The organism is Streptomyces longispororuber (assembly GCF_014656095.1).
GTDB lineage: Bacteria > Actinomycetota > Actinomycetes > Streptomycetales > Streptomycetaceae > Streptomyces > Streptomyces longispororuber.
In genome coordinates this window covers 105,394-125,428 of record NZ_BNBT01000005.1, presented here as the reverse complement: position 1 = coordinate 125,428, position 20,035 = coordinate 105,394, and the positions used below count along the sequence as shown (strand labels likewise).

At 74.2% G+C, this 20,035-nt stretch carries 14 protein-coding genes; 8 read left to right on the top strand and 6 right to left on the bottom strand.

Translation table 11 applies throughout. The features are described 5' to 3' along the window. The first annotated feature begins 57 nt into the window (after window positions 1–57). Window positions 58–672, top strand: coding sequence for a hypothetical protein (locus tag IE330_RS03175; RefSeq protein ID WP_190134263.1), 615 nt, complete (start codon window positions 58–60; stop codon window positions 670–672). Window positions 673–833: 161 nt separating this feature from the next. Here IE330_RS03175 and IE330_RS03170 read toward each other — a convergent pair whose 3' ends face one another. Beyond that, window positions 834–1,697, bottom strand: a complete 864-nt coding sequence (locus tag IE330_RS03170) for a cation diffusion facilitator family transporter (protein ID WP_506005372.1) — start codon at window positions 1,695–1,697, stop codon at window positions 834–836. Here IE330_RS03170 and IE330_RS40175 point away from each other — a divergent pair. From IE330_RS40175 to IE330_RS03150, 5 genes are all read left to right on the top strand, one after another. Then, window positions 1,632–1,862, top strand: coding sequence for a hypothetical protein (locus IE330_RS40175; protein ID WP_506005373.1), 231 nt, complete (start codon window positions 1,632–1,634; stop codon window positions 1,860–1,862). The two genes, IE330_RS03170 and IE330_RS40175, sit on opposite strands and share 66 nt — an antisense overlap. 479 nt (window positions 1,863–2,341) lie before the next feature. After that, entirely contained in the window at window positions 2,342–3,538 is a 1,197-nt protein-coding gene (locus IE330_RS03165; protein WP_190134261.1) for an ATP-grasp domain-containing protein, read from the top strand. A gap of 241 nt (window positions 3,539–3,779) precedes the next feature. Continuing rightward, window positions 3,780–6,623 carry a non-ribosomal peptide synthetase gene (locus tag IE330_RS03160; protein WP_190134260.1) on the top strand — a complete coding sequence of 948 codons (2,844 nt, stop codon included), beginning with the start codon at window positions 3,780–3,782 and terminating at the stop codon, window positions 6,621–6,623. Window positions 6,624–6,669: 46 nt separating this feature from the next. Next, window positions 6,670–7,623 (top strand): NAD-dependent epimerase/dehydratase family protein, encoded by a 954-nt coding sequence (locus IE330_RS03155; RefSeq protein ID WP_190134259.1) that lies wholly within the window; start codon window positions 6,670–6,672, stop codon window positions 7,621–7,623. A 62-nt stretch (window positions 7,624–7,685) separates the two neighbouring features. Beyond that, window positions 7,686–9,677, top strand: a complete 1,992-nt coding sequence (locus IE330_RS03150; RefSeq protein WP_190134258.1) for an aminotransferase class I/II-fold pyridoxal phosphate-dependent enzyme — start codon at window positions 7,686–7,688, stop codon at window positions 9,675–9,677. 69 nt (window positions 9,678–9,746) lie between these two features. On the opposite strand, the gene IE330_RS03145 is transcribed toward IE330_RS03150, so the two are convergent. The 4 genes from IE330_RS03145 to IE330_RS38710 form a co-directional block, all read right to left on the bottom strand. Beyond that, window positions 9,747–10,151: a cupin domain-containing protein gene (locus IE330_RS03145; RefSeq protein WP_190134257.1), complete on the bottom strand. Its 405-nt coding sequence runs from the start codon at window positions 10,149–10,151 to the stop codon at window positions 9,747–9,749. Between the two features lie 108 nt (window positions 10,152–10,259). Next, window positions 10,260–11,924, bottom strand: coding sequence for an ABC-F family ATP-binding cassette domain-containing protein (locus tag IE330_RS03140; RefSeq protein ID WP_190134256.1), 1,665 nt, complete (start codon window positions 11,922–11,924; stop codon window positions 10,260–10,262). A gap of 199 nt (window positions 11,925–12,123) precedes the next feature. Then, window positions 12,124–12,735: a GNAT family N-acetyltransferase gene (locus IE330_RS03135; protein WP_229925328.1), complete on the bottom strand. Its 612-nt coding sequence runs from the start codon at window positions 12,733–12,735 to the stop codon at window positions 12,124–12,126. Between the two features lie 102 nt (window positions 12,736–12,837). Continuing rightward, window positions 12,838–14,532 carry a helix-turn-helix domain-containing protein gene (locus IE330_RS38710; protein WP_229925327.1) on the bottom strand — a complete coding sequence of 565 codons (1,695 nt, stop codon included), beginning with the start codon at window positions 14,530–14,532 and terminating at the stop codon, window positions 12,838–12,840. 310 nt (window positions 14,533–14,842) lie between these two features. On the opposite strand from IE330_RS38710, the gene IE330_RS03120 reads away from it, so the two are divergent. Continuing rightward, on the top strand, window positions 14,843–16,237 hold the full coding sequence (locus IE330_RS03120) for a M64 family metallopeptidase (RefSeq protein ID WP_190134255.1): 1,395 nt from the start codon (window positions 14,843–14,845) through the stop codon (window positions 16,235–16,237). Window positions 16,238–16,356: 119 nt separating this feature from the next. Beyond that, window positions 16,357–17,565, top strand: a complete 1,209-nt coding sequence (locus tag IE330_RS03115) for a M20 metallopeptidase family protein (protein WP_190134254.1) — start codon at window positions 16,357–16,359, stop codon at window positions 17,563–17,565. 30 nt (window positions 17,566–17,595) lie between these two features. Here IE330_RS03115 and secD read toward each other — a convergent pair whose 3' ends face one another. After that, on the bottom strand, window positions 17,596–19,965 hold the full coding sequence (gene secD, locus IE330_RS03110) for a protein translocase subunit SecD (protein WP_190134253.1): 2,370 nt from the start codon (window positions 19,963–19,965) through the stop codon (window positions 17,596–17,598). Window positions 19,966–20,035: the final 70 nt, after the last annotated feature.

The window sequence follows — 20,035 nt, the reverse complement described above, 5'->3', positions numbered from 1 at the left end:
CGCCCGGAGTCGAAGAGGGTGACAGTGCCGAGCGGCACGGAATTGGGGGAAACACCTGTGAGCATTCGTCATCGAGGTGCGCTGGCAGTGACGGCGGCCGGGCTGTGCGTGGCGGCGACGGCGGTCGCGGGCCCGGCCGCGGCGGCCCCGTCCGGCGGCGGGGAGCCGCGGTTCCTCGACGCCCGCGAGCTGCCGCCGCACCCGACGTCCGCCTGGAAGGCCGGTCCCGTGACTCCGGGCCAGCCCGACGCGCTGCCGGTGTGCGCGGGCGAGGCGCTGCCGTCGACGTCGGTCTACCGTACGTTCTGGACCGAGTTCGACACCAACGCCGTCCAGGTGACCGTGGTGGAGCGGGACGTCCAGCGCGCCAAGGAGTTCGCCGGGCTGCTGCGCAAGAAGCTCGACACCTGCGCGGAGCGCCTGGAGAAGGAGCACCCGGACGTGAAGGCCGAGCAGAAGTACTACGGCAAGGTCAACGTGGAGGAGGGCGCCCACGTCTACGGCGTGCACACCGCCTGGGACTGGGGGGCCTCGGACGTCGGCCTCCTGGCCGTCGGCCGCGACGGGCGGACGGTGACGCTCGTCCAGTGGGGCCAGATGGGCACCCTGTCCGACGCGCCGGTGAGCAAGTTCAAGACGACCGTGAAGACGGCCGTGAACAAGCTGTACTGAAACAAGCTGCACTGAGCTGAGCTGTTTTGAGCTGAGCTGTGGCGAGTTGGGCTGGCCCGAGTTCTGTTGAGCTCGGCTGCCTGCCGCCTCTTCGGCCCCGTCGGCAGTCTGCCGGCGGGGCCGATGTGTGCTTCCGGGGCGGCGGGCGCTCCCCTCGGGTGCTACCGACCCTGCGGGACGGCGCGGTGCGCCGGGCCGTGGCCGTTCGCGCAGTGGGCGGCCGCGGCCGGGGCGGGGGCGGGGTCCTCGTGGTCGATCTGCAGGGTGGTGTGCGTGAGGCCGTAGGAGTCGGCGAGGAGCCTGCCCAGGTCGCGGCGCACGGCGTGGCAGTCGCCGCCGGGGCGGACCAGGACGTGGGCGGACAGGGCAGGTTCGCCGGAGGTGATGGTCCAGATGTGCAGGTCGTGGACCTCGGCCACCGAGGGCGTCCGGGCCAGCTCGCCGCCGATCGCGTCCGGGTCCAGGCCCGCGGGGGCCGCTTCGAGGAGGATGCGGCCGGACTCGCGCAGCAGCCCGCAGCCCGCCTTGACCATGAGGGCGACGACGAAGAGCGTGGCGATCGTGTCGGCCCGCGCGAAGCCCGTCGTCATCACGACCACCCCCGCGACGGCGGTGCCGATGAAGGCGAACAGGTCGTTGAGGATGTGCTGGTAGGCGCCCTCCACGTTGAGGGAGGCGCGGTTCGCCCTGGACAGGCACCAGGTCGCGGCGAGGTTGACGGCGACGCCGGCGAGCGCGGTGACGAGCACCATCCAGCCGGTGACCTCCGGCGGACGCAGCAGCCGCTCCACGGCCTCGTAGCCGAGCCAGGCCGCCGCGAGCAGCAGGGTGATGCCGTTGGCCTGCGCCGAGAGTATCTCCGCGCGCTTCAGGCCGAAGGTGTACGTGCCCTTGGCGGGCCGCGCTGCCAGCCGCATCGCGATGAGCGCGAGGACGAGGGAGAAGGCGTCCGTGAGCATATGGACGGCGTCGGAAATGAGCGCCAGCGATCCGGAGAGGAAAGCGACGGCCGTCTCGACGGCAATGAAAACGCCAATCAGTACGAGCGCGAGGGAAAGCCAGCGCCGATCGGCGTCGGCGGAGACCCCGTGGCCGTGCCCGGCATGGCCCCCGGCCTGGTGGCCGTGCCCGTGCTGATGCGTATGAGCGTGCCCCACGGAGAATTCCCCCCACGTCGTACCGGCGGCTGACGCACGGCAGTCAAGCGCAGTTCGACGAGAACCGCAAAGGCTGCATCGGTGACCGTTTTCAATTCCGCTACGCGAGTGTTCGCGGGAGTGCCACAGGGCGGATACAAGACCACTCCAGGCCGAATTCAGCCCGGGTGGACGGGTGTTCCGAAATTCCGCGTACGCCACCGGCGCCGGGGGCGCGATCCCGCCAGCATCACCCGCGGCGCCCGCCGTCCCGGGGGACGATCCACCGCCACCCCGACACACCCTCGCTTATCCGAGCGAGGACGACGAGATGTCACATACCCCCGCCCTCATCACCTCAGATTGTGACTCACGCCACAACGAATGCTCAAAGGATCATGATGCGGCGTATCCACATCCCGGCCGCCCGTGTGCCACGATGCCGTCTGTCGTTCAACCTCTTGGAGAAACCGCCTCACGGGTTACTGAAGAATTCTTGAACGCTTCGGCTGGACGTCATACGGGGGACGAGAATGCCGACCATCATTGTTCTCGGATACAGGGACGATCTCGACCGCGCACTACGGCGACGAGGGCTGGACCCCTGGTATCTCACGCAGCCACCGGGACTTCTGCCCGGGAAAGTCCGCCACACCCGCGTCTCCGACATCGAGAACGTCCAGGAAATACTGCGGGCGGTACTCGCCGCGAACCTCGACGACGTGGCCGGGGTCCTCACCGTCCACGAGATGGGCGTCTTCGGTGCGGCCTGCCTGCGGCAGCATCTCGGGCTGCCCGGCAACACGGACGCGAGGACGGTGCCCTCCTTCCGCGACAAGTGCCTCCAGAAGCGCGCGCTGCCGTCGCACATCAGCCGCGCCCGCTGCCGGTACGTCTCCCGGGACACGCCGTTCGCCGAAGTCGTCGACGAACTGGGGGATGTGCTCGTCGTCAAACCGGCGACCGGCGCCGGCTCCCTGCGTACGACCGTCGTCCGCTCCGCCGACGAGTACGGGCGTGCCCTGCGTCTCCTCCCCGGCGACTCGGACGTCGCGGTCGTCGCCGAGTCCTTCATCGACGCGCCCGAGGTGTACATCGACGGCGTCTGGGCGGACGGCCGCCTGCGCTGGTCGTCGATGACGCGCTACCACGACTCACCGCTCAGCGCCGCCCACGGCGGCGTCCTGGCCGCCCACCTCCTGGACAGACGGCGGCACGAGGCGCTGTTCCGGGAGGCGGAGACGCTCGCCCGTGACGTGCTCGGGCACCTGGGCGCCCCCGCCTGCGTGTTCCACCTGGAGGCCTTCGTCCGGGAGTCGGGGCTGACCTTCGGCGAGTGCGCCATCCGGCTGCCCGGCGCGCTGTCCCCGCAGATCAACGAACTCACCTACGGCGTCGACCTCTTCGACGTCGAGATCCGGCTCGCGCTCGGGGAGAGCCTCGACGGAGCACTGCCCGTCCGGAACGGGCGCGCACCGGACCGCTTCCACGGCTACATCCTGCTGCGCCGCCCGCGCAGCGGAACGCTCACGCGCGAGGACTTCGAGCGCGGCTTCCGCTTCGACGACCTGGCCTACTCGTCGTCGCCCGACACGCCGCCCGGCCCATACGGGAAGGTCGGCCACGCCATCGTGTCCGACCCGGACGAGCGGCAACTGCGGCGGACCATCGAGGACATCGTCCTCTTCAACGAGGCGGGGCGCCCCGACACGGCCGCCCGCGTCTCCTGAGCCTCCGCCTTCCGCGCTTCGCTCCCCCTCCCTCCCCTCCCCCGGGATTTCGCTTTCCTGCGCTTCCCTCCTCCCCGGTTCCCTTCCCGCGCTTCCCGTCTTCTCCGGTTCCCGTCCTTCCCGGTTCCCGTCCTCTTCGGTTCCGCGGCCGCCGCGTACCGGAACGCTCCGCGGTCCGCGGCGGCGCACTGCTCATCCCGGACGGGTACTCCATCCCTGTCGGTCGGAGGTCTTCGCCCCTATGCCGGATCAACGTCCTGCTTCGACGATCTCGTACCTGCTGGAGCGCGCGGCTCACGAGGCCGCGTCCCGAGGTATCACCTTCATCGGTGGCTCGTTCCTGTCCTACGCCGAACTGTGGGACGGCGCCCGCCGGATCGCCCACGGACTGCGCGGCCACAGCGTGCCGGGCGACCGCGCGCTGGTCGCCGCCCAGGAGCCGGAGGGCTTCGTCCGCGCCTTCTGGGGGTGCGTGCTCAGCGGCGTCGTACCGTGCCCCGTCGCGCCACCGGCGGACGCGTCACGGTGGCGTGCCCAACTGGCTCACCTGCGGTCGCTGTTGGGGGACCCGCTGGTGATCCTGCCGAAGGCGGCCGCCGGAGACCTGCCGGACGTCGGGCTGCGGGCCGTGACCGTGGAGGAGCTGAGCCAGGCGGCGTCGGACGACGGGCTGCACCACGCGGCCGCGCCCGGCGACCTCGCCCTGCTGATGCTCACCTCGGGCTCCACCGGCGCGAGCAAGGCGGTCCGGCTCACCCACGGCAATCTGCTGGCGGCGGTGGCGGGCAAGACCGAGGCGCTGGAGGTGGGTCCCGCCGACACCACGATGAACTGGATCGCGGCCGACCACGTCGCCGCGATCGAAGCGCATCTGCTGCCGCTGTCGCACGGCGCCGACCAGGTCATGGCGACACCGGAGACGGTGCTCGCGGACCCCGTGGAGTTCGTCAGGCTGCTCGCCGCCCACCGGGTGCGCGTGACGTTCACACCCAACTTCCTGCTCGGGCAGATCAACCAGGCGCTCGCGCGGGGAACCGCCGTGCACCGGGCGGGTGAGCCGGGCCCGGACCTGTCCCGGGTGCGGCACATCATCTCCGGCGGCGAGGCGACCGTGACCGCCACCGCGCGGGCCTTCCTGGAGGCGCTCGCCCCGTACGGACTGTCCCCGGACGTGATCGTTCCGGCGTTCGGCATGACGGAGACGTGCGCGGGCAGCGTGTTCAACCGCGACTTCGCCGCCCGCGACCTGGGGACGGAGTTCCCGCCGCTGGGCCGTCCGGTGCGCGGCCTGAGCATCCGGATCGCCGACGGCGACGGGACGGTACTGGCCTCCACGGAGGGCCCGGGGAGCGGCGGCCCAGAGCCCGAGGGCACGGGCGGCGGCCCCGAGGCGCCCGCCACCGGCCGGGCCCGCCCGTCCGGACCCGGCTCCGAGCCCGCCTCCGAGCCCGGCGAGGTGCAGGTGCGCGGCGCCATGGTGACCACCGGGTACTTCGGGAACGACCGGGCCACGGCGGAGGCCTTCACGGCCGACGGCTGGTTCCGCACCGGCGACCTGGGCCGGCTCGACGCCACGGGCCGCCTGGCGCTGGTCGGCCGGACCAAGGACTCCGTCATCGTCAACGGCGTCAACCACTACAGCCACGACCTGGAAGCGGTCCTGGACGAGCTGCCCGAGGTGCGCCGCGGCCACGTGGCGGCGTTCCCGGTGCGCCCGGACGGGGCCGACTCCGAGCACCTGGCCCTCGCCTTCGTCCCGGCGGGCGACCCGGCCGACGACGCGGCCGTGTACTGCGCCCTCGTCGCGATCCGCAGCTCCACGGTGCTGCACTGGGGGTTCCGCCCCCAGCTCGTCCTGCCGGTCACCGCGGCCGAGATCCCCCGCGGCAACCTCAACAAGATCCAGCGCTCCCGGCTGCGGGCAGCCGTCGAAGCCGGGGACCTGGCGCACGCGGCCCGGCGCGCGGAGCAGGTGACCACCAGGTTCCTCGGCGCCTACGTGGCCCCGGCAGGGGACGCCGAGACCACGCTGGCCGGCATCTACGCCCGGGTGCTCGCCACCCCGAAGGTGCCCGCCACCGCGAGCTTCTTCGACCTGGGCGGCACCTCGCTGGACGTGCTGCGGCTCAAGCTGGAGATCCAGGCCGCGTTCGGCATCGACGACGTCCCCATGGCCACGCTCCTCCAGGCCCCGACCGTGCGCGCCCTGGCCCGCCGTCTGACCGGCGGGCGCGGCGCCGACGGGGACGCCGCGTACGACCCGCTGGTGCCGCTCCAGGTGACGGGCGGGGGCACACCGCTGTTCTGCGTCCACCCCGGCCTCGGCGAAGTGCTGGTGTTCGTGAACCTCGCCAAGTACTTCACGGGCGAACGGCCCTTCCACGCGCTGCGGGCGCGCGGGTTCGGGCGCGGTGAGACGCACTTCGGGTCGTTCACCGAGATGGTCGACACGTACGTCGCCGCGATCCGGCGGACGCAGCCGCGCGGGCCCTACGCCGTGGCGGGCTACTCCTACGGCGGCGCGGTCGCCTTCGAGATCGCCAAGCGCCTGGAGGCCGACGGGGACGACGTCGCCTTCGTGGGCGTCTTCAACCTGCCGCCGCACATCTCCGGCCGCATGCAGGAGATCACCTTCACCGACGGCGCGATCAACCTGGCGCTGTTCCTCGAACTCATCGGCCCCGCCGACGTCGAGCGGCTGACGGCGACGCTCCGCCCGCTGCCCGAGGCCGACCAGCTCGCCTTCCTGGTCGAGCAGGCGCCGCCGCGCCGCCTGACCGAACTCGACCTGACCGTCGAGCGGTTCGCGGACTGGGTGCGCCTGGCGCAGAACATGGTGCACCTCGGCCGCACGTACGAGCCGTCCGGGTCGGTCGAGCGGGTGCGGGTCTTCTACTGCACTCCCCTGCGCGGCACCAAGCAGGAGTGGCTGGACGGCCAACTGCGCCGCTGGGACGACTTCACCCGCGCCCCCAACGCGTACATCGAGGTCGACGGGGAGCACTACACCCTGATGAGCCCCCGGCACGTGGGGACCTTCCAGGCGACCCTGCGGCGGGAACTCGCCCGCGCACTCGACCGATGAGCCGCCGGGCCCGCGCGGCCGCCGCATCGACCAGGAGGCACTGAGCATGCGAGGCAGGAAGATCCTCATCACCGGCGGCACCGGACAGGTCGCCAGGCCCGTCGCCGAGGCGCTCGCCCCGGACAACGAGGTGTGGTGCCTGGGCCGCTTCGGCGACACGGCCGCCCGCGAGGAGCTCGAGGCGCGCGGCGCCCGCACCTTCACCTGGGACATGGACTCCGGCGACCTGGACGGCCTGCCGCGCGACTTCACCCACGTCCTGCACTCGGCGGTGTACCGGGGCGAGAGCGGCGACTTCGACGGAACGGTACGCGTCAACTCCGTCGGCACCGCGCGGCTGATGACGCACTGCGCCACGGCGGAGGCGTTCCTGTACGTGTCCTCCGGGGTGGTCTACGACCGGACCGACCCCGCCCACCGCTACCGGGAGAGCGACCCCCTCGGCACGGGAGCCCCCTGGCTGCCGACGTACCCCGTCGCCAAGCTCGCCGTCGAGGGGCTGGTGCGCGGCCTCGCCGAGGCGCTCGCGCTGCCCTCGGTGATCGCCCGGCTCAACATCGCCTACGGCCCGTACGGGCACGGCGGCGTGCCCATGATCCTGTTCAGGGACATGCGGCAGGGCCGGCCGTGCGCGGTGCCCCGCGAGGGCCAGAACTACTGCAACCCGCTGCACACCGACGACATCGTCCGGCAGGTGCCGTTGCTGTGGGAGGCGGCGCGGACGCGCGCGCGGGTCGTGAACTGGGGCGGCGACGAGGAGGTCGGCATGACCGACCTCCTGGAGTACCTGTCCGCGCTCACCGGGGTGCCGGTCACCCTGGACCGCGGCGACCGCAGCCGGGGCACGGCCATGTTCAACCACACCCTCCGCCGCGAGCTCATCGGCGGCTGCGCCGTCGGCTGGCGGGCGGGCATCGCCCGCACCGTGGCCGGGCTGTTCCCGGAGTACCGCGGCCGTGTCGAGGCGTACGCGGACGCGGACGCGGCGGACGTGCCGTAGCGAGCGAAGCCCTCACCTCCACCAGCACCACACCGCCCCAGTGACCCAGAGGAGTGCCCGGTATGCGCAGGACCGCGGACATCGACGCGTTGCGGCACGTGCTGTGCGCCGCGCTCGGGTCGAGGGAGCCCGTGTGCTCCCTGGCCCGACTGGGCGAGGACGCCGACGCGTTCGCCGCCCTCGGCCCCGCGGTCCTCGACCGCCCGACCCTGATCGGGGGCGGGGCGCCGTACGCCCCGTCCCACCCGGCGCCCTCGCACCGCTCCCTCGACGAGCTGGTGCGCCGGGCGGAGGCGCTGGGGGTGTCCCAGGTCCTCGTGCCCCGTGTCCGCCGCGGCGACGACACCGGGCCGTTGCGGGAGGCGGGGTTCGTCCCCGTGGCGGCGGGCGTCGAGGGCGTGGTGCGGCTGCCCGGGGAGGCCGACGACGTGCTGCGGGCCCGGCTGGGCCCACACCGGCTTGGTGACCTGCGGCGCCGCCACGCCGAGGCGGCCCGGGAGGTCGGCTGGGAGCGGGTCCCGCTGAGCGAACTGGACGCGCGCCCGTGGGCTCGGGAGGCCTTCGCCGCCCTCCACCGGCGCGAGGGCGGCCGTGACGGTGGGGGCGCGCGCGGCGGCCTGTACGGCGCCGCCGCTCTCGACGCGCTGGCGCGGGGGCCGTTGGGCCGGCGCACCGCGCTGCTGGTGAGCCGTGACGACCGCGCGGTGGTGCACGCCACGCTGCTGACCGCGTCGCACAACGGCCGGGGCGTCTACGTGCTCGCCCCGGCCACGGACGACGACGCCCCGGCCGCGCGGGACGGCTTCGCGGCGGCGTGCCTGTACGAGGTGTACCTCGGCGCGCGCCGCTCCGGCCTGGACTGGGTCCACCTGGGCCGCGGGGACGCCGCGCGCCTGCGCTCCCTGGGCGCCGACCTGCTGATCCCTCTGGACCACTGGCTGTACGCCCCCGGCCTGGCGCCGGTGCCGGGTGCGGCGGAGGGGGCCGGTGGGGCGCAGGAGGCGGCCGTCACGGCCTTCGCGGCTCCTGCCGTCAGGGCGGTGCCGGTCCCGGGTCCGGCCCGGTTCCGGCGGCAGCCGCGGTTCGACCTGGTCGACCTGTCCAGCAACACCCACCCGTTCCTGGGCGCGGGGAGCCGCTACCCGCAGCTCGACACGACCGAACTCGCCACGGCGTACCTCACCGCGCTCGGGCGGTGGCCCGGCCACGACGGGTTCGGGGAGCTGAGCCCGGACCACCTGCTGTTCACCAGCGGGGCCGTCGACGGTGCCGCGCTGCTCCTGACGGCGCTGACCTCGCCCGGCGACCGCGTGTGCGTCACGTCGCCCACCTTCCCGCTGTACGAGCACTTCGCGCGGGTCCAGCGGCTGTCCGTCGTCGACGTGCCCTTGCGCGGCGACGACGTGTCCGACCTGGACGTCGACGGGGTCCTCGCCGCCGGTCCGCGGGTGACCTTCCTGTGCGACCCGAACAACCCGGTGGGGACCAGGCTCGACGAGGCGCGCGTACGGGCGCTGGTGGAGCGCGGCAGCGGCCTGGTGGTGATCGACGAGGCCTACGTCGAGTTCAGCGGGAAGCCGTCGTACGCCGGTCTGGTGGGGCGGTACGACAACCTCGTCGTGCTGCGGACGCTGTCGAAGGCCTGGGGGCTCGCGAGCACGCGCTGCGGCGTCGTGCTGGCCGCGCCCGGCGTCGTCGAGGCGCTGCGCCGGGTGCAGGTGCCGTTCGGCTTCACCGACGCCTCGCAGCACGCCGTACGGGACCGGCTGACCCACGCGGACGAGGTGCTCGCCGGCGTCCGGCGCGTCCGTGCCGAGCGGGACCGGATGGCTGCGGCGCTGGCGGAGCACCCGGCGGTGGACCGGGTGTTCCCGTCCGAGACCAACTTCCTGCTGGTGCGGCTCCACAAGCACGAGCAGGTGCTCGATCGGCTCCACGGCGCGGGAATTCTCGTCGCCGACACCGGACGCGCCCTGCCGGACACCTGCCGCGTCTCGATCGGCGACCGGCACGCGAACGACGCGTTGCTCGAAGCGCTCTCGGCCGCCCTGTGAGGAGGGCGGCCGAGAAGGGGAACGACCGCGAAAAGAGCCGATGAAAAGACTCGGCTCCCGAGCGGCAATCTAACCCTTTTCTTCGACGACCAGGAAGGAAAGCATCTCGTCACCGATGTTCTTCAGGTCGTGCAGGTGGTGACGGCCTTCGGCGCAGCGGAAGTACCGGGTGTGGCCGCGGTCGTACGTGATCTCCCTGCTGCTTCCGTCGCTGCTGTGCTGACGCGCCTTCCCGCCGGTCAGGGCTATCCAGAAGTAGTCGAGGACGTGCCGGTGGACCGGTATCCGCTCCCCTGGCCGGAGATCGGTCCGCCAGACGCGCAGGGTGTCGGTCTCCTTCAGGAGCGTCCGGCCGACGCAGCCGTTGTGGGCGTTGTCGTCGAATTCCTTCCGCAGCGGGGGGCTCCAGCGGGCGAATCCCTCGGCCACGGTCGTACTGGCCGAGGAAGGGGCGGTGTGCGCGTCATGACCCACGAACCAGGTCCTTTCGGTCTCGGACGAGCCTTTCCGGTCCACCAGGAACACCGGCGGATTTCCGAACCAGGCTATAGGGACGGGAAATTGACCGGCAAGAATGCGGCGCTATTCCGTACGGGGAGAATCCACCGTGAGGCGGGGCCAGTCCGCGAGGTCGCGGAGGAGCTGCCGGTCGTGCGTGGCCACGACGACGGCCGCGCTCGTGGTGCGGACGGCCGCGGTCAGCTCGTCGACGAGGGCCGGGGACAGGTGGTTGGTCGGCTCGTCGAGCAGGACGAGGCCGGGCCGTCCGGCCAGAACCAGCGCCAGGTCCAGGCGGCGTCGCTGGCCCTGCGACAGGCGCCCGACCGGTGTGCGCCACGCCTCGGCGTCGAGCAGGCCGAGGGCGGCCGGCGGCACGGCGTCGGCGTCCCGCAGCACCCCGCGCACCACCAGCAGGCCCACGTGGCGGGCGTACGTGTCGTCGGCGGTGAGGTCGGGGTCCTGCTCGGCGGTCTCCTGGGCGAGCCGCACGACCCGGGCGCCCCGCGCCGTGCGCACGTACCCGTCGGTGGGTTCCACGGCACCGGCGAGGACCGCCAGCAGCGTGGACTTCCCGGCGCCGTTCGGGCCGGTGACGAGCAGCCGGTCGCCGCCGTCCAGGGTCAGGCCGACCGGTCCTGCGAGGCGCCCCGTGACGGCGACGCCGTGCGCCCGCAGCAGCGGCGTACCGGGACGGACGCCCGGGTCCGGCCAGCGGGGTGCCGGGGGCGGCACCGGTATGTCGACCCGGTGCGCCGCCAGGGCCTCCCGTTGCCGGTGCAGCGCCTGGACGACGCCCGGGGCGCGGGACTGGCGCTGGTGCTTGCCGGTGCCCTTGTCCGGCCGCCAGCCGGTGGTCAGGCGGTCGCGCGCCCTGGCCACCGCGTCGGTCAGGCGCCGGTGTTCGGCGATCTGCTCGTCGTGGTCGTGTTCCCAGCGCTCGCGCTCGCGCCGCCGGGCTTCCTGCCAGGCGTCGTAGCCGCCCGCGTACAGGCGCGGCCTGCCGTCGCGGGTCGGGTCGAGGTCGAGGAACCGGTCGGCGACGTCGCGCAGCAGCGCCCGGTCGTGGCTGACGACGGCCAGGCCGCCGCCGTGGGCGCGCAGCGCGCGGGTCAGGAAGGCGAGGCCGTCGGCGTCGAGGTGGTTGGTCGGCTCGTCGAGCAGCAGCACGTCGTGGTGCGCGCCGAGCAGGCACGCCAGCCGGACCCGGTGGCGCTGTCCGACCGACAGCGTCGACAGCGGGCGGTCGCGGTCGGCGGGTGCGCCGAGGGAGGCCAGGGCGACGTCGACGCGCCGCTCGGCGTCCCACGCGTCGAGCCGGGTCGCGGCGTCGAGCGCGGCGGCGTAGCGGTCGTCGGCGGCGGGGTCGCCGTCGGCCAGGGCGCGGGTCGCCCCGTCCAGCGCGGCGAGGGCGGCACGTGAGGCGGCCAGCGCCTGTGCCGTGAGGGTGCCGACGGTGTCACCGGGGCGGGCGGGCAGGTCCTGGCGGGCCAGGCCGATGGTGCCGGCCCGGTGCACGGTGCCCTGGTCGGGCTCGACGAGCCCGGCGAGGACGCTCAGGAGGGTCGTCTTGCCCCGGCCGTTCTCGCCGACGACGGCGAGGCGCGACCGGGCCGGGACGGTGACCGAGACGTCGTGCAGGACGCGCCGGGACCCGCGTACGACGGTGACGCCCTCGGCTCGGACGTGCGCGGCGGCGCCCGCGTCGGCGGGCAGGGCGAGGGTTTCCGGGGCGGGAGTGGGGTTCAAGGGTGCTCCGCAGCTCGCAGGGAGCCGGGCAGCGAGAAGTGCCGCCCGGCGGGAACCGGGACGGCGGGCGCGGTGTCAGCAAGGAGGGGGCGCCGCCGTCAGCGGGCGGAGCGGACCTTCTGCGACCAGATACCTCGAGCCATGCCTCCAGCGTAACAAGGCCCCTGCCGAGCTTCCTCCGGTTTTCGGGCCCGCCCGGTCACCGCACCGGGCCGCCCTCCGCCGGTCCCGTCGGCGGGAACACGTACAGGACCTGCGGTTCGCCCCAGGCGACGAAGTCCTCGGCGGGCACGGCGCCGAGGGCGTCCAGGAGCCGCCGCGAGCGGCTGTTGGCCCGCTGGGTGACGGCGGCCACGCCGGGGACGGGCGAGCGCACCCCGCCCCGGGCCCAGCCGGCCACGGCGGCGACGGCCTCGCGTGCGTAGCCGCGGCCCCAGTGCTCGGGCAGGAACTGGTACGACACCTCGGTACGGCCGTCGTGGCCGTCGGCCTCGGCCACGACCAGGCCGAGCACCGCGCCGTCCTCGTCCCGTACGACGGCGAATGCCCCGGGGACGCCCGCGCAGTGGCGCTCGCGGACGCGTACGACGTCGGCGGCCACGGGCCCGCCGAGGTACCGCCGCACCCGCGGGTCCGTCCAGAGCCGCACGGCGTACGGCACGTCCGCCTGCTCGACCGGGCGCAGGGTCAGCCGCGCCGTCGTGAGGGTGGCGGGCCAGTCGACCGGTGTCCGCGCGGGGGCCGCCCGGCCGGGCGCCGCCGCCGTGTTCCCGCCGTCCCCGCCGACCGTCATGGGCTGCATGGATGCCATGGGCCCATCGAAGCAGAGCCGGAGATCACCCCGCACGGCTTCCGTGCGCGCCCGCCTGCCGGGACCGCGGGCCGGGGCGCCCGGGACAGCGGCCCGCGCCGCTCACAGCGGCGGCGTCGCCGGGGCCGGGCCCAGTGTCGTCGTGCCGGGGGCGGCCCGGTGGCCGAGGCCCGTGCGGTAGGCGTCCAGGGCTGCTTCGACGCGGCCGGTGCGGCGGAACAGGTCGCCGAGGAGGCGGCACAGGTCGGCGAGGTCCCCCGCGGCGCTGGAGCGCTCCAGGAGGGACAGGGCCGCGCAGTAGTGCTCCTCCGCGATCTCGGTGTCGCCGCGCTCCTCCGCGATCAGGCCGAGCAGACGGTGCGCGCCGCCCGCGTGCACGGCACCGCGCTCGGCCCCGAGCGGACCGCCGTCCCGGGCGTGCCCGCGGCCTTCGTCGGCCTGGGCGGCCTCGCCGTGGACTCCGCCGTCTCGCCCGTCGCGCCCGTCGCACGTGTCGCGGACGTCTCCCCCGTCGCACGTGTCGCGGACGTCTCCCCCGTCGCACGTGTCGCGACCGTCGCCGGTGCCGCGGCCGTCTCGCCGGTCCCCACCGTCACTGCCGTCACTGTCCTTGCTGCCGTCACTGCCGTCCCCACCGTCGCTGCCGTCACCGTCGTCCCCGTACGCACCATCACCCTCACCCTCAGCCCTGATACCGGTATCGGTACCGGCCCCGGCCCCCGCCCTCGTGCCGACCACCAGGGGCAGCAGCAGTGCCTCCGCCTCGCTCGGCCTGCCCCGCCGGCGCAGGACGTCCGCCAGTTCGACCTCCACCTGCTCGGTGAACAGGGCGGCGCGTTTGGAGGCGAGCATGTCGCGGGCGGTGCGCAGCTCCCGCTCGGCGCTCTCCAGGTCGCCGTCCTGGGCGTGGACGTAGCCGCGCATCCAGTGGCAGTGGGCGAGTTCGGTCCGGATGTGCAGGTGCTGGTAGAGCTCCTGGGCCTTGGCGAGGGAGGCGTCGGCCTCGGCGGTGCGGCCCTCGGCGATGAGGGTGCGGGCGACGCCGCGGTGCATGTGGGCGACGAGCGCCGGGTCGCTGACGCGCGGGGCCAGGGCGAGGGCCAGCTCGGCGGCGTGGGCGGCGCGCGCGTGGGCGCCCATGTCCATGTAGGGGGCGATGGACGCGGTGTAGAGGAGCAGCAGGGCGTCGGGGTCGTGCAGGCCGGAGGCGTTGAGCTCGTCGAGGGCGGTCTCCAGGAGGTAGCAGGCGTAGCGGAGTTCGCCGGTGAGGAGGTGGGCGGTGGCGCGGCCGCGGATGGCGGGGACGCGGCGCGGCAGCGGCTCGTCGGCGAGCAGCCGCTCCACGGCGGCGAAGCAGTCGCGGGCCTCACCGAGGTCGCCGGACTCCAGCAGGCAGTCGCCGAGCCCCTGGAGCGCGGCGGCCTGTTCGGGGACGAGCTCGTGCGCGGCGGCCTCGTCGCGCAGGGCGCGGAAGACGGCGGCGGCGTCCTCGGGCGCGCCGGTGGCCAGGGCGCGGCGGGCGTCGGTGAGGCGCAGGCGCAGCTCGGTGCCCAGCCGGGCGGGGCGCCCGGTGGCCAGTTCCTCGTAGCCGACGCCGAGGCGCCCGGCGAGGTGCCTGAGGGCGGCCTCGGAGGGGCGGACCCGGCCGGACTCCAGGGTGGAGACATAGGCGGGCGTGTACGCGGGTTCGGCCAACTGCCGCTGGGTGAGGCCTCGTTCGGTACGCAGCCGGAGCACCCGGCGGCCGATCTCCGCCGGGTCGTCGAGCCGTGCCCCCTCGGGGCTGCTTTCCGCCACCTCTCCCCCTCCGTGCAGCGTTCACAGGTCCGTGACCTGAGCTAAGTCGATGGACGCGGGGGTTGGATAGGGGCCGGACGGGTTTGCCGGGTGGCGCGAAGCCACCGCCAACTCACGCGTCCCGTGCGCAACTTCGCCCGGACCATTGCCACCCCTCGCGGAGGCCTCTACGTTGAGCCACGCCTTAACTCGGCTTAACTCGCCGTTTAATCGGCACACTTCAGGAGACCCCCACATGCGTAACGACTCTTCCAGCCCGTCCGGCGCATCAGGCCCATCCGGCTCATCCAGCGCGTCCAGCACACCTGACATGCCTGACATATATGGCATATCCGGCAGTGCCAGACGTACGCGCCTGCGGATCGCCCTGGCCGCGGGCGTCCTGGCCACGGCGACGCTCGCCGCCACCGGCGCCGCCACCGCCCACCCGGAAGCCCCCCGGGGAACCCGCGCGGCCACCCCCTCGGAAGCCCGCCCCGCAGCCCGTCCGAAAGCCCACCCGGATCCGTCCGCCGGCTCGTCCCACCAGCGCGTGGAGTACTTCGGCGTGGACGGCCACCCCCGCCACACGCACGTGCCGCCGTCCGAGCCGCTGTCCGGGGCGGAGCGCCGAGCCGTCGCGGGCGACGGCGACGTGGTGCCGATCGTGCGCAACGGTCCCGTCGGCTCCAAGGCCGACGTCGTGTTCATCGGCGACGGCTACACCGCCGCCCAGCAGGAGGACTTCCACGCCGACGTGCGCGCCAAGTGGGCGGAGGTCTCCGCGGTCGAGCCCTACGCCTCGTACAAGCACCTCTTCAACGTCTGGGCGGTGGACGCCCACTCGCGCCAGTCGGGTGTCTCCGGCGACCCGGCGAGCGGGGTGCGCAAGGACACCGCGCTCGGCTCGGCCTTCTTCTGCGACGGCATCGAGCGGCTGCTGTGTGTCGACACCAACAAGGTGGAGGCCTACGCGCGCAAGGCCGCCGACCCGGATCTGGTGATCGTCCTCGCCAACTCCACGAAGTACGGCGGCGCGGGCTACAACGACATCACCTCGCCGTCCGGCTACGACGGCATCGCCACCGCCTCCTCCGACAACGCGCGGTCCTCGCAGGTCGTCGTACACGAGACGGGCCACTCGCTGGGCAAGCTGGCGGACGAGTACTGGTACGAGGAGTACGGCACCTACACGGGCGCCGAGCCGTGGGAGTCGAACATCAGCAAGCTCACGGCCGCGCAGCTCACCGCGCAGCAGAAGAAGTGGTACCGCTGGATCGGCCGGACCTCCCCGGACGGCGGCACCGTCGGCGCGTACCAGGGCGGCGGCTACCATCCGCGCGGCCTGTACCGGCCCACGGACAACTCGATCATGCGCACCCTGGGCCGGGAGTTCAACCTGCCCGGGCGCGAGGCGATGATCGCGGGCTTCCACCGGCACGCGTCGGTCGTCACCGGCAGGACGCCCACCGACAGCGCGGTGCGGCGGGGACAGCGCGTCACCGTCGAGGCGGGCGAGGGCGTCCGGCTGCGGTGGTTCGTCGACGGCCGGGCCGCCCACAAGGGCGAGGACGCGCGGACCGTCACCCCGCGCTCCCTGGGCGTGCCCGCCGACGGCCGCGCGCACACGGTGACGGTCCGTGCGCGGGACACCACCCGCGCGGTCCGCGACCCCGAGCTGCGCGGGCTCCTGACGGGCGAGCTGACCTGGCGCGTCACGCGCTGACCCCGGCACCGCCCGGCGTGGACGCCGTCGTCCCGGCCGCGGGCCAGGTATGACGCACCCCCGGGACGGGCAGTGTTCTCGCTGCCCGTCCCGTCCGTCCGACCGGGGGTGTCGACGCCATGAGCTCCGTCCCGCAGGAACCCCTGACCGCCGCGGCGCTGCGGCTGCTGCCCGGGCTCGTCGCCCTGCGGCGGGCGCTACACCGCGCCCCGGAGACCGGGCTGCGCCTGCCGCGCACCCAGCGGACGGTGCTCGACGCCCTGGACGGGCTGCCGCTGACGGTGACGACGGGGCGGGCGCTCAGCTCGGTGGTGGCCACGCTGGACGGCGGCCGCCCCGGGCGGACGATCCTGCTGCGCGGCGACATGGACGCGCTGCCGCAGCAGGAGGAGACGGGCCTGGAGTTCGCCTCCGAGGTGCCGGGCGTGATGCACGCCTGCGGGCACGACCTGCACACGACGATGCTGGTCGGCGCCGCACGACTGCTCGCCGAGCGGCGCGCGGAGCTGCCCGGCCGGGTCGTGTTCATGTTCCAGCCCGGCGAGGAGAAGGGCGGCGGCGCCCGGCACATGATCGACGAGGGGGTCCTGGAGACCGCCGACGGCGCCGGTGTGGAGGGGGCCTTCGCGCTGCACGTCTCCACGCGGTTCGAGACGGGGACCGTGCACCTGCGGCCCGGGCCGTCGTTCGCCGCCGCCGATCTGCTGCGCATCACGGTCCGCGGCCGGGGCGGGCACGCCTCGGCGCCGTACCTGGCGCTCGACCCGGTGCCCGTCGCCTGCGAGATCGTGCAGGCCCTCCAGACGATGGTGACCCGCACGGCGCACGTCTTCGACCCGGTGGTGCTGACCGTCGCCCGGATCGCCGCGGGCACCACCACCAACATCATCCCCGAGACCGCCGAACTGGACGGCACCTTCCGTACGCTGACGCCGCAGGCGCGGAAGCTGATGCGGGAGAACGTCACCCGGGTCGCCCGCCACGTCGCGGCGGCGCACGGCGCCACGGCGGAGGTGGACCTGGAGGAGGGCTATCCGCCGGTCGTCAACGACGCGGGCTTCACCGCGGCCGCGCACACCGCCGCCGATGCCCTGCTCGGCACGGACCGCGTCCACCACCTGCCCGAGCCGGTGATGGGCGCCGAGGACTTCTCGTACGTCCTCGAACGCGTCCCGGGCACCATGGCGTACCTCGGCACCCGGCCGCCGGGCACACCGCCCGAGGGCACCCCCGACATCCACTCCAACCGGGTCGTCTTCGACGAGGACGCGATGGCGGTCGGCAGCGCCGTCCACGCGGCCGTCGCCCTGGACTTCCTGGGCGGCTGACCGCGCGGACGGCGGGCCGGGGGGTGGCTGTCAGACCACCGCCCCGGAGCCGTCACGCCGGCGCCGCGCCGCCGGCGGGCCGGCGGGGCCGCGGCCGTCGGAGGTCCGGTCCTGGCGGGGCGGCGCCGGGTTGCGCCGCTCCAGGAGCACCGCCCCGGGGACCGCCACGGACACCGTCGAGGCCATGCCGAGCAGGACGCCCGCGATCAGGGCGACGGAGAAGTCCGCGAGCGAGTCGCCGCCGAGGACGGCCAGCGCGGCCAGGACGAACAGCGCGCCCATGCCGGTGTTCACGGTGCGCGGCAGGGTGCGCAGGACGGCCTGGTTGGCGAGGGCCGCCAGCTCGGCCCGCGGGTCGCGGCGCCGCGCCTCGCGGACGCGGTCGAAGACGACCACGGTGTCGTTGACGGAGTAGCCGATGACCGTGAGCACGGCCGCGAGGAAGACGCTGTCCACGGTCTTGCCGAGCCACGCGAACAGGCCGACGACCAGCAGCACGTCGTGGACCAGCGCGGCCACGGCGGCCGTCGCGAACGTCCAGCGGAACCGGACGCTGAGGTACAGGAGCTGGGCGGCGACGGCGATGCCGAGCGCGATGAGCGCCTTGTGGCGCAGCTCGTCGCCGATGCTGGGGCCGATGCGCTCGTCGCGCTCGACGGTCACCTCGCCGCCGGGGCCCGCCAGGGCCTCCTTGATCCGCTGCTGTTCGGCGTCGGTGAGGTCGCCGGTGCGGACGGTGATGTCGGCGGTCTCGCCGTCGCCGGACTCCTGCACCACCGCGCGCGGGAAGCCCGCGTCCGCGACGGCCGCGCGGGCCGTGTCGGCGTCCACGGAGCGGCTGGTGCTGTACTCCACCATGCGGCCCCCGGTGAACTCGACGCCCAGGTCGAGCCCGCGCACCACGATCCCGGCGACCGCCACGGCGACCAGGAGCGCGCCGGCGCCGAGCCAGCGGCCACGGTGGCAGACCAGTTGGGGGTCGCGGCGTGCGAGCAGGGTGCGGACGCGGCCGGTGCCGGCGAGGCCCGTCAGCTTCGGCCGGGCGCGCACGAAGCGGCGGCGCACCGCCGTCTCGGCGAGCGTCCGGGTCACGACGAACGACGCGACCATGGACACGAGCACGCCGATCGACAGGGTCACGCCGAAGCCCTTGACCGGGCCGGTGGCGAAGAAGAACAGCAGGCCCGCGGCGAGCAGCGTCGTCACGTTCGAGTCGACGACCGCGCTCCACGCCTTGGTGAACCCGGTGTGCAGCGCCTTGGCCATGCTGCGCGGGGCCGCGGTGGTGCGGGGCTCCCGGTCGGGGCGGAGCGCGCGGGCGCCCAGGTACTCCTCCCGCGCCCGCTCGAAGACCAGCACGTTGGCGTCCACCGCCATGCCGATGGCAAGCACGAAGCCGGCGAGGCCCGGCAGGGTGAGGGTGGCGCCCACCGCGAGGAGCGCCGCGTACGCCATGAGCCCGTACAGGGCGAGCGCGAAGGTGGCGAGGGCGCCGAGGAGCCGGTAGACGACGACGATGAACAGACCGGTCAGGGCGAGGCCGATGAGGGCGGCCCGGGTGCTGGCCTCGATGGCGGCGGCGCCGAGCGTCGGGCCGACGGTGCGCTGTTCGACGACCTCCACGGGCACCGGCAGGGCGCCGCCCTTGACGAGGGCGGCCAGGTCGCGGGCCTCGTCCTCGTCGAAGCCGCCGGTGATCTGGGTGCTGCCGCCGGTGATGCCGGTGCCGCAGGACACGTCGGCGTTGACGCCGGGCGCGGAGATGACCTTGCCGTCGAGGACGATGGCGACGCGCCGCTCGGGCGCGCCCTGCGGCGCGCACGCCGCCTTGCCCGTCACGTCGGCCCAGTCGGCCGCCGCCCCGCCGCGGAAGTCGAGGGTGACGTACCAGCCGTTGAGGGTCTGCTGGTCGAGGACCGCGTCGGCGTTCTTCACGCCGTCGCCGGTGAGGACGGTCGGGCCGAGCTTGAGGTGGCCGCCGGGCCGGTCGGGGTCGGGCAGGGTGCGGGAGCCGTCGGCGGCGGGCGCGGCCCGGCCGGCGCGGTCGGTCTCGCCGGTCACCGGGTGCACGGTGAGCTGCGCGGTGCGGCCGATGACCTCGGCGGCCTCGCGCGGGTCGCGGACGCCGGGCAGTTCGACGACGATGCGCCGGTCGCCGGCCTGGGCGAGGCTCGGCTCGGACACGCCGAGCGCGTCGACGCGCTGCCGCAGCACCTCGACGGCCCTGCGGGTGGCGGCCTCGTCGGCCTCGACGGTGGGTGAGTCCTTGGTCTCCAGGACGATCTGCGTGCCGCCCTTCAGGTCGAGGCCGAGGCGGGGTGACTGGGTGAGGGCGAGATACAGCGAGGCGGCGACGGCGACGAGCGCGACGAGCGCCCGCCACAGGGGTGCGCGGGGCATGGGCGTACTCCACATCCACGATGAGGGCATGACGAAGGGGGACGGCGCGGCGGCCGGGCGCGCGAAGCGC